General features: G+C 71.1%; 14 protein-coding genes and 1 tRNA gene. 13 read left to right on the top strand and 2 right to left on the bottom strand.

The features are described from left to right. Positions 1–8 precede the first annotated feature (8 nt). The 13 genes from BIU89_RS13750 to BIU89_RS13690 all read left to right on the top strand — a co-directional run bounded on the left by BIU89_RS13750 (position 9) and on the right by BIU89_RS13690 (position 12,584). Positions 9–314 carry a TadE family type IV pilus minor pilin gene (locus tag BIU89_RS13750; protein ID WP_173034573.1) on the top strand — a complete coding sequence of 102 codons (306 nt, stop codon included), beginning with the start codon at positions 9–11 and terminating at the stop codon, positions 312–314. A 1-nt stretch (position 315) separates the two neighbouring features. Further along, on the top strand, positions 316–795 hold the full coding sequence (locus tag BIU89_RS13745) for an Rv3654c family TadE-like protein (RefSeq protein ID WP_071247309.1): 480 nt from the start codon (positions 316–318) through the stop codon (positions 793–795). Further along, positions 771–3,599, top strand: coding sequence for a type I DNA topoisomerase (gene topA / locus BIU89_RS13740; protein WP_071247307.1), 2,829 nt, complete (start codon positions 771–773; stop codon positions 3,597–3,599). Before BIU89_RS13745 ends, topA begins: the two co-directional genes overlap by 25 nt. Beyond that, positions 3,596–4,231, top strand: coding sequence for a dTMP kinase (gene tmk, locus BIU89_RS13735; RefSeq protein ID WP_071247305.1), 636 nt, complete (start codon positions 3,596–3,598; stop codon positions 4,229–4,231). Before topA ends, tmk begins: the two co-directional genes overlap by 4 nt. Before the next feature lie 25 nt (positions 4,232–4,256). Next, positions 4,257–5,399 carry a DNA polymerase III subunit delta' gene (locus BIU89_RS13730; protein WP_027466411.1) on the top strand — a complete coding sequence of 381 codons (1,143 nt, stop codon included), beginning with the start codon at positions 4,257–4,259 and terminating at the stop codon, positions 5,397–5,399. 24 nt (positions 5,400–5,423) lie between these two features. Beyond that, positions 5,424–6,059, top strand: a complete 636-nt coding sequence (locus BIU89_RS13725; protein ID WP_071247303.1) for a TetR/AcrR family transcriptional regulator — start codon at positions 5,424–5,426, stop codon at positions 6,057–6,059. A 44-nt stretch (positions 6,060–6,103) separates the two neighbouring features. After that, positions 6,104–6,176 (top strand) — tRNA-Thr (locus BIU89_RS13720). 180 nt (positions 6,177–6,356) lie between these two features. Next, positions 6,357–7,151 (top strand): glycoside hydrolase family 16 protein, encoded by a 795-nt coding sequence (locus tag BIU89_RS13715; RefSeq protein WP_071247301.1) that lies wholly within the window; start codon positions 6,357–6,359, stop codon positions 7,149–7,151. Between the two features lie 192 nt (positions 7,152–7,343). Continuing rightward, entirely contained in the window at positions 7,344–7,784 is a 441-nt protein-coding gene (locus tag BIU89_RS13710; protein WP_071247869.1) for a BLUF domain-containing protein, read from the top strand. 67 nt (positions 7,785–7,851) lie between these two features. Next, positions 7,852–8,847, top strand: a complete 996-nt coding sequence (locus BIU89_RS13705; RefSeq protein ID WP_071247299.1) for a Gfo/Idh/MocA family protein — start codon at positions 7,852–7,854, stop codon at positions 8,845–8,847. Positions 8,848–8,920: 73 nt separating this feature from the next. Beyond that, positions 8,921–10,432 (top strand): D-alanyl-D-alanine carboxypeptidase/D-alanyl-D-alanine endopeptidase, encoded by a 1,512-nt coding sequence (gene dacB, locus BIU89_RS13700; RefSeq protein WP_071247297.1) that lies wholly within the window; start codon positions 8,921–8,923, stop codon positions 10,430–10,432. A 23-nt stretch (positions 10,433–10,455) separates the two neighbouring features. Next, on the top strand, positions 10,456–11,076 hold the full coding sequence (locus BIU89_RS13695) for an isochorismatase family protein (RefSeq protein ID WP_071247295.1): 621 nt from the start codon (positions 10,456–10,458) through the stop codon (positions 11,074–11,076). Next, the gene (locus BIU89_RS13690) at positions 11,073–12,584 is read left to right on the top strand and encodes an NAD-dependent succinate-semialdehyde dehydrogenase (RefSeq protein WP_441294460.1); all 1,512 of its coding nucleotides are present in this window, start codon (positions 11,073–11,075) and stop codon (positions 12,582–12,584) included. The genes BIU89_RS13695 and BIU89_RS13690 overlap by 4 nt, the downstream gene beginning before the upstream one ends. A 46-nt stretch (positions 12,585–12,630) precedes the next feature. On the opposite strand, the gene BIU89_RS13685 is transcribed toward BIU89_RS13690, so the two are convergent. Both BIU89_RS13685 and BIU89_RS13680 read right to left on the bottom strand, forming a co-directional pair. After that, a complete protein-coding gene (locus BIU89_RS13685; RefSeq protein ID WP_071247293.1) occupies positions 12,631–14,484 on the bottom strand; it encodes an ABC transporter ATP-binding protein in 1,854 nt (617 codons plus the stop codon). Positions 14,485–14,491: 7 nt separating this feature from the next. Beyond that, complete coding sequence (locus BIU89_RS13680; RefSeq protein WP_027466417.1) at positions 14,492–14,707, bottom strand: hypothetical protein; 216 nt, start codon at positions 14,705–14,707, stop codon at positions 14,492–14,494. Positions 14,708–14,926: the final 219 nt, after the last annotated feature.

The raw sequence follows: 14,926 nt of genomic DNA, 5'->3' as shown, positions 1-14,926 counted from the left end.
GCGGCTCCGTGACCGTCGAGTTCGCGGTGGCGCTCCCCGTGGTGGCGATCGTGCTGACCGCCCTCGTCGCGGCGGTCCTCGTCGTCGACGCGCAGGGCCGTCTGCAACTCGCCGCAGCCACCGCCGCCCGGGCGATCGGGCGCGACGACGAGAGCCAGGGGCGGTCAGCGGCCGACCGGATCGTCCCGGGGGTCTCGGTCGTCGTCCGGTCGGACGGCGACCTGGTCTGCGTCGACGCCACGCGCGGCGCGACCGGTCCCGCCGCGGCGCTCCCACTGACCGCGACGGGGTGCGCCGCGGCCCGAGGGGGTTGACGTGACGAGTCCCGACGGCGAACGCGGCTCGGCGACCGTGCTGCTCGTGGCGGTCCTCGGCGTGGGTGTCCTCGTCGGGTCGTCGGCGCTCGCCGCAGCCGGTCACCGCACGCAGGCCATCCGGGCCCAGGGCGCCGCCGACGCCGCCGCCGTGGGCACCGCGGCGGCCGCCACCGGGCTGGTGCCGGGGGAGCCCTGCGCGGTCGCCACCCGGATCGCCACGGCGAACGGGGCCGCCCTCGACGCCTGCGAACTCGTCGCCACCACGGCCCGGGTCCGCGTGGTCGTGGGCACGGGTCCGTTCGTCGTCAGCGCACTCGCGGTGGCCGGTCCGGCAGGCGACCCGCCCGAACACTATGTGTATGGTGTGCCTGTCGGCCCGCGGTCACCGATGTCCCGGTCGACCCGGACACGCTCGTGGACAGGGCCGATCAGCACCATCGATCAAGGAGACACGTGCCAGGCACGAAGAAGCTCGTGATCGTCGAGAGCCCTGCGAAGGCGAAGACGATCGCGCAATACCTCGGTGACGGATACGAAGTCCAGGCCTCGGTCGGACACATCCGCGACCTCGTCGAGCCGAAGAACCTGCCGGCCGAGCTCAAGAAGGGCTCCCTCGGCAAGTTCTCGGTGGACGTCGACAACGGCTTCGAGCCGTACTACGTCGTGTCCGACGCCAAGAAGAAGACCGTCTCCGAGCTGAAGCGTGCCCTCAAGGACGCCGACGAGCTCTACCTCGCAACAGATGAAGACCGCGAGGGTGAAGCGATCGCGTGGCACCTGCTGCAGGTCCTGAAGCCGAAGGTCCCCGTCAAGCGGATGGTCTTCCACGAGATCACGAAGGAGGCGATCCAGCGCGCGCAGGAAGCCACCCGTGAGCTCGACACCGCCCTCGTCGACGCGCAGGAGACCCGCCGGATCCTCGACCGTCTCTACGGGTACGAGGTCTCCCCGGTCCTGTGGCGCAAGGTCGCCCCCGGTCTGTCCGCCGGCCGCGTGCAGTCCGCCGCCACCCGACTCGTCGTCGACCGTGAGCGCGAGCGCCTGGCCTTCGTCTCCGCCAACTACTGGGACCTCTCCGCCCGGTTCGAGAAGGCCGGCGAGTCCTCCTTCTCCGCGCGACTCGCCCGGATCCACGGCACCCGCGTCGCCTCCGGTCGTGACTTCGACGACCGCGGCACGCTCAGCGGTGACGTCGTCCGGCTCGACCAGGCCGCTGCCGCGTCGCTGACGACGGTCCTCGAGCGCGCAGGTGACGCCACCGTCCGCAGTGTCGACTCGAAGCCGTACACGCGACGCCCGGCCGCCCCCTTCACCACGTCGACGCTCCAGCAGGAAGCCGCTCGTAAGCTCCGTCTGTCCCCGCGACAGACCGCTCGTGCTGCGCAGACCCTGTACGAGAACGGCTACATCACCTACATCCGTACCGACTCGGTCTCGCTCTCGAAGCAGGCCATCGACGCCGCTCGCAAGCAGGCAGCCGACCTGTACGGTTCGGCCACCGTGCCCGACAAGCCCCGTCTCTACGCGAGCAAGAGCAAGAACGCGCAAGAGGCGCACGAGGCTATCCGTCCCGCCGGGGACTCCTTCCGCACTCCGCAGGACCTGCAGGGCACCCTGACCGGTGTGGAGTGGCGCCTCTACGACCTCATCTGGAAGCGCACCATCGCGTCCCAGATGGCGGACGCCAAGGGTTCGACCGCGTCGATCGTGCTCGGCATCTCCTCCACCGAGTCGGTCGAGGGCATCGCGTCGACCGCGAACGGCACCGACGCCGAGTTCACCGCCTCGGGAACCGTCATCACGTTCCGCGGCTTCCTCAGCGCCTACGAAGAAGGCCGTGACGAGGACCGCCACGAGTCCTCCGAGCGTGCCGGCCAGGACGTCGCCCTGCCGAACGTGGCCCAGGGCGAGCACCTCGCGGTCACCGACGTCGAGGCGAAGGGGCACGACACCACCCCGCCGCCGCGCTTCACCGAGGCGAGCCTCATCAAGACGCTGGAAGAGCTGGGGATCGGCCGTCCGTCGACCTACCCCACGATCAGCCCGACGATCATCGACCGTGGCTACGTCTCGCTCCGCGGCACGCAGCTGGTGCCGAACTGGATCGCGTTCAGCGTGGTGCGCCTGCTCGAGGAGTACTTCGGCGAGCTCGTGGAGTACGACTTCACCGCCGAGATGGAAGAAGACCTCGACCGCATCGCCCGCGGCGACGCCGACCGCGTGGACTGGCTCAAGGGCTTCTACTTCGGTGGCGGCGACGACGACCAGCGCGGCCTGCGGACCGTCATCGACAACCTCGGTGAGATCGACGCCCGCGAGATCAACTCGGTCGAGCTCGCTCCGGGCCTCACGCTCCGGATCGGTCGGTACGGCCCCTACATCGAGGTGCCGAGCGACGACCCCGAGAAGCCGCGGCGTGTCAACGTCCCCGAGGACCTCGCTCCCGACGAACTGACCGTCGAGAAGGCGAAGGAACTCGTCGACGCCCCGGTGATCGGGGACCGCGTCGTCGGGATCAACCCGGAGACCGGGAAAGAGGTCCTGGCGAAGGACGGCCGCTTCGGCCCCTACGTCACGGAGCGCACCCCCGAGCCCGAACCCACCGTGGACCCGAAGACCGGCGAGGTCGTCGAGGCGCCCGTAGCGGCGGAGGCCCCGGAGGCCCCGGCGGCCGAGGCAGCTGCTGCGACCGCGACGAGCGAGACGGCGACGGCGAAGAAGGCCCCCGCCAAGAAGGCGCCCGCGAAGAAGACGACGAAGAAGGCCGCGGCGCCGAAGGAACGCACCGCCTCGCTCTTCAAGTCGATGGACCCGCAGACCGTCGACCTCGAGACCGCGCTGAAGCTCCTCGACCTTCCCCGCGTCGTGGGCCAGGACCCGGAGACGGGCAACGACATCACGGCGCAGAACGGCCGGTACGGGCCGTACCTGAAGAAGGGGACCGACACCCGGACCCTGCCCGGCGAGGACGCGATCTTCGACATCGACCTGCCCGGTGCACTCGAGCTGTTCGCGCAGCCGAAGTACGGCGGCAACCGCACCGCGAGCGCCGCCCTCAAGGAGTTCGACGCCGACCCGGTGTCCGGCAAGCCGATCAAGATGAAGGACGGCCGGTTCGGCCCGTACGTCACCGACGGCGAGACGAACGCGACCATCCCGAAGGGTGAGGACGTCGAGGCCGTCGACCACGCCCGCGCGGTGCAGCTCATCGCCGACAAGCGTGCCAAGGGGCCGGTCAAGAAGAAGACCCCGGCTCGTCGGACGGCGGCCAAGAAGAAGTGACCGGTCGCTTCATCACGCTCGAGGGCGGCGACGGCGCGGGCAAGACGACCCAGGCGGAGCTGCTCTCGGCGTGGCTCGGTGCGCACGGCCGAACCGTGGTGCGCACCCGCGAACCCGGCGGCACGGACCTCGGCGCCCAGATCCGGCAGATGGTCCTGCACGAGCGGGGCCACGTCGCTCCACGGGCCGAGGCGCTGCTGTACGCGGCCGACCGTGCCCAGCACGTCGAGACGGTCGTCCGTCCGGCGATCGCCCGTGGCGAGGTCGTCCTGCAGGACCGCTACATCGACTCGTCCGTCGCCTACCAGGGCGTCGCGCGCGGGCTCGGCGCCGAGCAGGTCCGCTCCGTCTCGGAGTGGGCAGCGGACGGTCTGGCACCGGACCTCACGATCCTGCTCGACCTCGACGTCACTGTCGGACGCGCCCGGGTGGCCGCGGCACGGGGGGACACCTTCGACCGCCTCGAGTCCGAGGCCGCGGCGTTCCACGAGTCCGTCCGTCAGGCCTTCCTCGAGATGGCCGAGGCTGAGCCATCGCGCTTCCTGGTGGTCGACGCCTCGGACCCGACCGACGCCGTGCAGGACGCGGTCCGTCGAGCGGTCGCTCCGCTCGTCGGGATCGACCCGGCATGACGGTGGTCACTGACAGGATGGTCCCGTGAGCGTGTGGGACGGCCTGACCGGGCAGGAAGAAGCGGTCGCGTCGCTGCGCAACGCGGCCGAGTCGACCGACGGCACCGGTGGCATGACGCACTCGTGGCTCATCACCGGCCCGCCCGGGTCGGGTCGGTCGAACGTGGCGACCGCCTTCGCCGCGGCGCTCGTGGGCAACGGCCCCGACGACGACCACACCCTGCGGCAGATCACCGCGAAGACCCACCCCGACGTCTCGGTGCTCACCACCCAGCGCGTGATCATCACGATCGACGAGATCCGGCAGCTCGTCACCTCGTCGTACTACTCGCCGTCGGTCGGGCGGTACCGCGTCGTCATCATCGAGGATGCCGACCGCATGACCGAGCGCACCTCGAACCTGCTGCTCAAGGCGCTCGAGGAACCCCCGGAGCGCACGGTCTGGATCCTCTGCGCCCCGAGTGAAGCCGACCTGTTGCCGACGATCCGGTCGCGCGTCCGCTCGGTCCGTCTGCGCGTGCCCGGCATCGAGTCCGTCGCCGACCTGCTCGTCGCCCGGACCGGTGTCGACCGCGCCCTCGCGATGGATGCTGCTCGTCAGGCGCAGAGCCACATCGGCATGGCGCAGCGCCTGGCCACGAGCGAGCCCGCACGTGACCGCCGCCGCCGGACCCTGACGACCGTGCTCGGTGTGCGGAGCGTGGGTGACGCCGTCATGGCGGCCGCCGAGCTCCTCGCCGTCGCCGACGAAGACGCCAAGTCCATCACCGAGCAGCGCGACTCCGAAGAGCGCGACGCGGCCCTGCGCTCGCTCGGGGTCGAACCCGGCGGGACGATCCCGCCGGCGCTCCGGTCGCAGCTCCGCGCCCTCGAGGACGATCAGAAACGCCGTGCGACCCGGAGCCTGCGCGACGGCCTCGACCGGATCCTGGTGGACGTCTCCTCGCTGTACCGCGACCTGCTCCTGCTGGGGCTCGGAGCCCCGGCGGAACCGGTCAACCTGGCCATGCGAGACCAGCTCGAGCACGCGCTGCCGACGACACCGCCCGCTGCCGCGCTCGAGGTCCTCGACGCCGTCGCCCTGGCGCGCCAGCGCATCGCGGCCAACGTGGCGGCACTCCTGGCGCTCGAAGCACTGCTCGTCACCATCGCCCGCGCCCGCCGCTGAGGCACGGCGTGCGACAATCACGGCATGCCCGACGATGAACCCGGCCTGCGCGAACGGAAGCGCCGCGCCACCCGGCGCGCCATCCAGCAGGCTGCGCTCCGGATCGCCCTCGAGGACGGCCTCGGCGCGGTCACGGTGGACGAGATCTCCCGGCGAGCCGACGTCTCGCCGCGGACGTTCTTCAACTACTTCCCGAGCAAGGAGCAGGCGATCCTCGGGGACGACCCGCAGCTGCCCGACGACGCGGCGTTGCAGGCGTTCGTCGACGGTGGTCCGAGCGGTGACCTGCTCGCGGACATCGGTACGCTCCTCGTGCACTCCACGCGCGAACTGATCGAGGAGCGCGGGCTCATCGAGGAGCGTCAGCAGGTCCTCCGCGCGAACCCGGAGCTGTTCAGCCGTCGGATGGCGTCCATGAAGGAGTTCCAGGCGGAGCTGCAGGCGGCCGTCGCACGGCGGCTCGAAGACGCCGACCCGGAGCTCGCCGCGGACCCTGAGGCGCTTCGTCGCCGCGCCGGTCTCGCGGCCATCGTCGCCCTCGCCGCCCTGCGCCACGCATGGTGGGAGTGGTCGGGTTCCGAAGCCGGGACACACCTGGTCGACGAGCTCGAACGGTCCTTCGCCGAGCTCGGCGTGCTGGTTTCGCGTTCACTCGTCTGAACCTGTATAGTCATTGCTCGTGCCACTCCGGACATGGAGTGTGCGCCGCCTTAGCTCAGTCGGTAGAGCGATTCACTCGTAATGAATAGGTCGTCGGTTCGATTCCGACAGGCGGCTCCGTGAACACCCCGGTCAGGTCCACTCGAAGTGGCTCTGACCGGGGTTTTCGTATTCCGGACGAATCCGTGTCCCTCGCCCGAGGGGCAGACGTCGGGCGTGATCGCGGGCTAGCCTTGTCCGCGATACGGGGGACACGATGACCGACCACCAGCCCAGCGCTCCACCGGCGATGACGCAGTGCTGAAGCGTGTCCTGGTCATCGTCGTGGTCGCCGCCACCGCCGGAGCCCTCGCGGTGACCGCGGCAGCCGTGCCCGAGTCCGTCGCGACGTCCGCGTCGACCTCGTCGCCGAGCACCGGTTCGTCCGCGACCCCGACGGCGTCCGCGACCGGCCCCGCGTACCTGGCGGACCGCGAGCCGACCTTCTCCGAGGACTTCGACATCCCCGCCGCAGCCGGCGGCCCCTTCGCCGAGACGTACCGGAACTCGTGGCAGCCGTACCCCGACGGCACCGGCGGCAAGTACTACTCGAACGAGGTCGTCAGCGCCCACGACGGCTACCTGGACGTCGCGATGGACGGTGAGCACGGTGCTGCCGGAACGTTCGGCACACCCACCGGCGCGTGGTCACACGTCGGCGGCACCTTCAGCATCCGAGCGCGGGCGACCGGCGGAGACGGCAACGGGATCGCGGTCATGCTGTGGCCGACGTCGAACGCCTGGGCCGACGGCGAGTTGAGCTACCCGGAGGGACAGTTCGACGGGTCGCCCCGTGTCTTCCACCACTCGATGCTGCCCGGGCTGGAGCGCCGCTTCGAGCACTACAACACCCGGGTGTCCTGGAACGAGTGGCACACCTACACGACCGAGTGGGTGCCGGGCAAGAGCGTCCGGTACTACCTCGACGGCAAGCTCGTGTTCACGGTGCCGCGCAACGTCCCCACCACTCCGCACCGTTACATGTTCCAGACCGGCAACTGGGGCGACCCGGGGCACGTCCAGATCGACTGGGTCCGCACCTACGACAGGTGAGTGACCAATCCCCCCGGACGGGGGCTCCGAATCAGTCCGGTCGTACGACCCGACACCCGTGTGCTCGCGTCGATGACCCGAACCTCGACGCGGGCGCGCGGACGGGAACGATCCCCGTTCTGGGGCTGCCCGACGGGCTCGGCGCGGTCCACGATGAGTGGGAACCCGTTCCGTCGTCACCGAGAGGTCGTCATGCTGCTGTCCCTGGTCTACATGAGCGCAGCGAACGAGGTGTTCGACCAGGAGCGGCTCGACGCACTGCTCGAGCACGCACGGGTCCGCAACACCGCGTCCGGCCTGTCCGGTCTGCTCGTCTACAAGGACGGCCGGTTCATGCAGCTGCTCGAGGGCCCCGAGGCGGCCGTGCTCGAGACGTACCAGCGCATCATCGACGACCCGCGGCACACCGACGTCGGCCTGCTGGTCGAGGAGCGCATCCACACCCGGCGCTTCGGCGAGTGGAAGATGGCGTTCCACCGCGAACCGGACGCCGACCTGCCCGACGGCTTCGACTCGTTCCTCGCCGAGGGCGACGCGAGCGCCGACAGGAGCCGTGCCCGCGAGCTCCTGCGCTGGTTCCGGAACCACCCGATGGCCGCCCCGGACGCGGCGCTCGGCAAACACCGCCGCTGACGACCCGAGGCGGCCACCGCCGCTGACAGCGCCGCCGCGGCCCACCTCGCGCTGGTAGACAGGACCCATGACGGTTCGCTGGGGAGTCATCGGCACAGGCGGCATCGCACGGTCCTTCGTGGGTGACTGCACCGCGGCCGGCATCGTGTTCACCGCCGTGGGCAGCCGCAGCCGCGAACACGCCGAGGCCTTCGCCGCGGAGTTCGGCATCGAGCGGTCCCACGGTTCCTACGAGGACCTGGTGGCGGACGAGCACATCGACGCGGTCTACGTCGCGACCCCGCACGTCCGGCACGCCGAGGACGCCATGCTCGCGATCCGGGCGGGCAAGCACGTCCTGGTCGAGAAGGCCTTCACGATGACCGCGGAGGAGGCCCGTACGGTCGTCGACGCAGCTCGGCACGCGGGCGTCGCGGTGATGGAGGCGATGTGGACCCGCTTCCTGCCGCAGATGGCGATGATCCGCGAGATCGTCGCCGAGGGCCGGATCGGTCGCCCGATGGTGGTCGAGGCGACCCACCACCAGGCCCTCCCGACGGACCCGGGTCACCGGCTGCGCGACCCGGCACTCGGTGGGGGAGCGATGCTCGACCTCGGGATCTACCCGGTGTCCTTCGCGGTGGACGTGCTCGGCGTGCCGACCGCGCTCGTCGCAGCGGGCACGCTGAGCGAGCAGGGTGTCGACGAGCAGATGGGCCTGGTGGTGACGCACCCGGGCGGCGCGCAGTCGATGATCCACTTCGGGATGGACCTGCGGAGCCCGAACACGGCGTCGATCATCGGCGAGACCGGCCGCATCGACCTCGACTCCACCTGGTACACGCCGACCACCTGGCGGATCCGCGACCGCGACGGCGCCGTGGTCGAGGAGTTCGACGGTCGCGAGGAGCTCGCCGGCTACGAGCACGAGGCACGCGCCTTCGAGACGATGATCACGTCGGGCCGCCACGACGGCGGCCCGATGGACCCGGACGAGACCGTCGCGATCATGGCGGTGCTGGACGAGGCACGTCGCCAGGTCGGGGTCCGGTACCCCGCCGACGGTCCCGGCACGGCTCCCTGATCCGGCACCCGTCCTCGACGGATCCCGCCCCCGGCCTGGAGGCTCCTGCCGCAGTTCCGTAGGATCGGTCACGATGTCCGAGCAGCAGCCCACCCCGCGTTCCGTCCCGGAGCGGTTCCGCGCCGCCGTCACCGCGGCGCGCGCCTCCGCCGCACGACGCCCGGTTCCCTGGATCGCGGGTGGTCTCGCGGCGCTGCTCGTGGTCGGCTCCGGTGGGGCCGTCGCCGTCGCAGCGGCCACGACTCCTGACTCCCGGACTGCCGCCGCGCCGAGCTCGACCCGGACCGCGTCCTCGGCTCCGGACCGGACGACCACCACGAAGCGCCCGACGGCGAAGCCGTCCCCGACGCCGACCGCCGACGCCCGCGCGGTGCCGGACGACCTCGCCGGCCCGTCCGCCCTCCGGACCTGCTCGATCGCGACGGCTGCGTCGGCGAGCGGCCTCGGCGACTTCGAGGGGTACGTGATGGACGCCGAGACGGGCAAGGTGCTGTTCTCGAAGCACGGCGAGCGGGCCGCCCAGACGGGCAGTGTCATGAAGACCCTGACGTCGGCGACCGCGCTCTCCGTGCTCGGGGGTGACCACCGCATCCCGACGACCGTCACACGGGAGTCCGCGAACACCGTCGCCCTGGTCGGGCACGGTGACGCGACGCTGTCCGCCGGCGGCGGCACCGTGTACCCGGGCGCCCCGACCCTCGCCCAGCTGGCGCAGCAGGTGAAGGCGAAGGTGGGTGCCGCCCCGGTCACCACGATCGTCACCGACGACTCCTACTGGAGCGATGCCGACGCCTGGGACCCCACGTGGCCGGTCTCCGAGCGCACCATCGGGTACCAGCCGGAGGTCACCGCGCTGATGGTCGACGGCGACCGAGCGAACCCCGCAGCGGCGACGTCACCGCGGTCGGAGGACCCGGTCGGGCGGGCGGGCGTCGCCTTCCGCACGGCACTGGCGAACGCAGGAGTCGCGGGCGCCGGTTCCGCGCAGATCGTCAAGCGGGCGACGACGGGCACCGAGACGATCGCCACGGTCTCCTCGCAGCCGGTGTCGACGCTCATCGGGCAGATGATCCCGAACTCGGACAACACCCTGGCCGAGATGCTCGCCCGGGTGTCCTCGAAGGAGTCCGGGTCGAACGGCTCGGCGGCGTCCCTGTCGTCCGTGTACCAGTCGGCGCTGCGCTCCTACGGCCTCGACCCGGCCGGCATCGTGATCAAGGACGGCTCGGGCGAGAGCGCCTCGAACGCCGTGTCACCGGAGTTCGTCGCCCACCTGATGGTGCAGGTCGCCTCCGGAGCGAAGGGCCTCGGGACGCTCGCGAACGCCCTGCCGGTGTCCGGTCAGTCCGGCACCCTCGCGAGCCGGTTCACCGGCGCGAACGCGGTCGCCCGTGGCAAGGTGCACGCGAAGACGGGTTGGATCGACAGCGCGAACACCCTCGGCGGCTACATCGACGCCGCCGACGGTTCCCGGTTGACCTTCGCCTTCTACGCCATCGGTTCGCCGCGGGCGGCGGCACTGCCGGCACTCGACGCGGTGACCGCCGCGACCTACTCGTGCGGGAGCAAGCTCACCGGCTCCTGAGCCGGCGGGTGTTGGATGGATCCATGGCAAGAGCACTGCTCGTCGTGGACGTCCAGAACGACTTCACCGAGGGCGGTGCGCTCGCGGTCGCCGGGGGAGCGGCGCTCGCGAAGCGCATCACCGCGTTCCTCGGTCGGCACGGGGACGAGTACGACCTCATCGTGGCGTCCCGTGACTGGCACCACGGGGACGACGACAACGGCGGACACTTCGCCGGACCCGAAGGACCCGACTTCGTCGACACGTGGCCGGTGCACTGCGTCGCCGGGACGCCCGGCGCCGACTACCACCCCGACCTCGACACCGCCCTGATCGACGTCGACGTCCTCAAGGGCCAGGGCACGCCGGACTACTCGGCGTTCCAGGCCGTGAGCGAATCGGGCGTCCCGCTGGCCGACGTCCTCGCCGAGCGCCGCGTGCACACGATCGACGTCGTCGGCATCGCGACCGACCACTGCGTCCGGGCCTCGGCACTCGACGCCCGTGCCGCGGGCCTCGACGTCGCCGTGTACGAGGACCTGGTGGCCGGCGTCGACGCCGAGCGCAGCGCCCGGGCGCTCGACGAGATCCGGGCGGCCGGCGGACACGTCGACCGCAGCGACATGGACGAGGGCCTCGCAAACCCAGGAGGAGCACGACTGTGACCGACACCACCACGAACGAAACCACCACCACCACCACCGTCGCCGACGAGCACGTCCGCGTCGAGGGCGTCCCCACCGGACTCTTCATCGGCGGCACCTGGCGCGCCTCGTCCAGCGGGTCCACGTTCGCCGTGCACGACCCGTCGACCGGTGCCGTCCTGGCCGAGGTCGCCGACGCCACCTCCGAAGACGGCATCGCCGCCCTCGACGCCGCGGCCGCCGCGCAGGAGTCCTGGGCAGCCACGGCCCCGCGCACACGGTCGGACATCCTGCGCCGGGCCTTCGACCTGGTGCACGAGCACGCCGACGACCTCGCGGCCCTGATGTCGCTCGAGATGGGCAAGCCGCTGGCCGAGGCCCGCGGCGAGGTCGTCTACGGCGGCGAGTTCCTGCGGTGGTTCTCGGAGGAAGCGGTCCGCATCACCGGCGACTACCGCACGAACCCCGAGGGCACCGGCCGCGCGATCGTGCTGAAGCGTCCGGTCGGCCCCGTCTACGCGATCACACCGTGGAACTTCCCGCTCGCGATGGCGACCCGGAAGATCGGACCGGCCCTGGCCGCTGGTTGCACGGTGGTCGCGAAGCCGGCCGACCTCACCCCGCTGACGACCCTGTTCCTGGTCGAGCTGTTCCGCCGTGCCGGGCTGCCGGACGGTGTGCTCAACGTGATCCCGTCGAGTGACGCCAAGGGGCTGTCGGAGCCGATCATCGCCGACCCGCGCCTGCGCAAGCTGACGTTCACCGGTTCGACCCCGGTCGGTTCGGCGCTCCTCAAGCAGGCGGCGGACAACGTGCTCAAGACGAGCATGGAGCTCGGCGGCAACGCCCCGCTGCTCGTGTTCGACGACGCCGACCTCGACGAGGCGGTGGACGCGGCGATGCTCGCGAAGTTCCGCAACACGGGCGAGGCCTGCACCGCTGCGAACCGGTTCTTCGTGCAGGACGGGATCGCCGACGCGTTCGTCGCGGCCCTCACCGCGAAGGTGGACGCCCTGCGCGTCGGCCGGGGGACCGAGGACGGCACGACGCTCGGACCGCTCATCGACGACCGGGCCGTGGACAAGGCCGCGTCGCTCGTCGACGATGCCCTCGGCCGCGGTGCCCGGCTCGTCACCGGCGGCCACCGGATCGACCGCCCGGGCACCTTCTACGAGGCGACGGTGATCGACGACGTGCAGCCCGGCTCGGAGATCATGACGACGGAGATCTTCGGACCGGTCGCCTCGGTGACGCGCTTCAGCACCGAGGACGAGGGGATCCGGCTCGCGAACGACACCGAGTACGGACTCATCGCCTACGCCTTCACGACCGACTTCCGGCGCGGCCAGCGGCTCGCCGAACGCCTGGAGACGGGCATGCTCGGGCTGAACACGGGCGTCGTGTCCAATGCGGCGTTCCCGTTCGGCGGCGTGAAGTCCTCGGGCCTGGGACGCGAGGGCTCGCACGAGGGCATCGAGGAGTACCTCGAGACCGTCTACGTGCTGACGCCGGACCCGTTCGCCGCCTGAGCCCGAGTCGACGGTACGGCCGCGGTGCTCGCGGCCGTACCCGAACTCACACGAGCAGCTGGTGCTTCGCCAGGTCGCGGTAGAGCGGCGTCGACTCCACGAGCTCGGAGTGCGTGCCGCTGCCGACGACGCGGCCGTGCTCGAGCACGACGATCACGTCGGAGTCGACCACCGTCGACAACCGGTGGGCGATCACGAGCAGGGTGCGGTCCTCGGCGACGGCGTCGATCGCGAGCCGCATCTTCTGCTCGTTGACCCCGTCGAGTGACGACGTCGACTCGTCGAGCAGCAGGATCGGGGGAGCGGCGAGCAGCGCGCGGGCGATGGCCAGGCGCTGCCGTTCCCCACCGGAGAGCATCACGCCGTCCTCACCGACCTGCGCGTCGAGACCGCGGGGATCGCGGTGCAGGACCTCGCCGAGGTTGACCGCCTCGAGCACCCGGACGCAGTCGTCCTCGGTGGCGTTCGGCGACCCGAGCAGCAGGTTGGCGCGGATCGTGCCGGCGAGCACGGGGGCGTCCTGCTCGACGTAGCCGATCTGGGCACGGAGCTCGTCGCGGTCCATGCCGCGCACGTCGATACCACCCAGGCGGATGACCCCGTCGGTGGGGTCGTAGAACCGCTCGATGAGCGCCAGGGTCGTCGACTTGCCGGCACCGGACGGGCCTACGAGTGCGACGCGCGAGCCGCGGGGCACCCGGAACGACACGTCGTGGAGCACCACGTCGTCGGCCGGGCGCTCGTCGTCGACGTGATCCGGGCCTCCTGGACGGTCCGCGGGGTCGGACGCGACCGCGCCGTCGGCACCCGAGGCGTCCGCCTGGGCGCGGTACCGGAACGACACGTGCTCGAACGCGATGGCGTCGTCGGTGGCGACCGCTGCGGCGGGTCGGAGCGACTCGTCGTCCTGGGACTCGGTCGGCAGGTGCAGGATCTCCTCGATCCGACCGAGCGCGCCGAGCGCCTGGGCGACGGCCACGGCCGCGCCCATCGCCTGGCCGAGCGGCATGATCATCATGAAGAGCAGCAGGATGAACGTGATGAGCGTCGCGATGGTGATGGTGCCGGCGGCGACCTGTGCCCCGCCGACGCCCAGGACGGCGATGAACGCGACCTGCATGACGATGCTGGCGACGGGCACGACGAAGGCGGACATCTTGGCGATGTCGAGGCCCCGCTTGTAGGCCTCGGTCGCGTGGCCGTCGACCTCGCGCACCTCGCGCTCGGTGGCGCCGGCCGCTCGGATGGTGCGGACCGCGCCGATCCCGCGTTCGACGGCCGCGGTGAGGTCGCCGACCTTCTCCTGCGCACGCTTCGAGGCGACCCGGATGCGACGGCTCAGCCCGCCGACGACGACGATGGCGATCAGGACGATCACGATCACGATGCCGAGCAGCAGCGGGTCGATGATCGCCATCGCGACGATGGCACCGACGAACGTGAGCGCGCCGCCGATCGACTCGATCAGTCCCTGGGTCAGGACGGCCCGCAGGAGCGTGGTGTCGCTGCCGACGCGGGACACGAGGTCGCCGGTCCGGCGGGTGTCGAACTCTGAGATCGGCAGGTTGAGGATGCGGGCGATGAGCTTGCGGCGGGTGGAGAGCACGACGCCCTCGCCCGCGCGCTGCAGCAGGAAGTGCTGCACACCGTTCAGCACTCCCGCGACGATGACGAGCCCGACCAGCAGCCACACGAGCGTGCTGAGGGTGTTGCCCTGCTGCACCGCGGTGATGACCTGGTTGACCAGGAGCGGCTGCGCGAGCGAGGCCCCCGCACCGAGGACGCTCAGCACGATGATCACGACCATCGCGGGCTTGTTCTCGAACAGGTAGGAAAGCAGGCGACCGAACGTGGCGCGGGGGCCGTCGGAGGTCTTCGGGCGTGCGAAGGGGAAGCTCATCGTGTTCCTAGTTTCTGCCGTACTTCTTGTGCACTGCCTGTCGGCTGACACCGAGCAGCGTCGCGATCTCCTGCCACGAGGCGCCGGCGGTGCGGGCACGTCGCGCGGCGAGCTCTTCGGTCCGGTCGAGCTCACGGCGCAGCTCCCGCACGTTGGCGAGGGCGGAGAACGGGTCGTCCCCCGACGCTCCGGCCGCGAGGCTCGTGATGGTCGGTCGGTCCATGCCTGTCAACCTACATTGACGCACCGACATCCGTCAACCTGCGTTGACGGCGTCTCGCCGCGCTGCATCGGGTGCGCAGACGCCGGCGTCTTCGTTCGACGCCGCCACGCGCGCGAGACGCCGCCGAATCCGGCGGCGTCTCGGAGGGCATGCGGCGTCCCGCTGACACGACGGCGTGTTGCGCGGGGGGGCACACGAGGAACGGGAGGCCCGGTGCCA

The sequence above is a fragment of the Curtobacterium sp. MCBA15_005 genome, from assembly GCF_001864855.1.
GTDB classification, from domain to species: Bacteria; Actinomycetota; Actinomycetes; order Actinomycetales; family Microbacteriaceae; genus Curtobacterium; species Curtobacterium flaccumfaciens.
This window is presented reverse-complemented; position numbering and strand designations above follow the sequence as displayed.

Excerpts from the sequence above, each read along its gene's own strand:
- BIU89_RS13695 (WP_071247295.1), top strand. The coding sequence starts at position 10,456 with ATGGCAAGAGCACTGCTCGTCGTGGACGTCCAGAACGACTTCACCGAG.
- BIU89_RS13725 (WP_071247303.1), top strand. The coding sequence starts at position 5,424 with ATGCCCGACGATGAACCCGGCCTGCGCGAACGGAAGCGCCGCGCCACC.
- BIU89_RS13705 (WP_071247299.1), top strand. The coding sequence starts at position 7,852 with ATGACGGTTCGCTGGGGAGTCATCGGCACAGGCGGCATCGCACGGTCC.
- dacB (WP_071247297.1), top strand. The coding sequence starts at position 8,921 with ATGTCCGAGCAGCAGCCCACCCCGCGTTCCGTCCCGGAGCGGTTCCGC.
- BIU89_RS13685 (WP_071247293.1), bottom strand. The coding sequence starts at position 14,484 with ATGAGCTTCCCCTTCGCACGCCCGAAGACCTCCGACGGCCCCCGCGCC.
- BIU89_RS13680 (WP_027466417.1), bottom strand. The coding sequence starts at position 14,707 with ATGGACCGACCGACCATCACGAGCCTCGCGGCCGGAGCGTCGGGGGAC.
- BIU89_RS13710 (WP_071247869.1), top strand. The coding sequence starts at position 7,344 with ATGCTGCTGTCCCTGGTCTACATGAGCGCAGCGAACGAGGTGTTCGAC.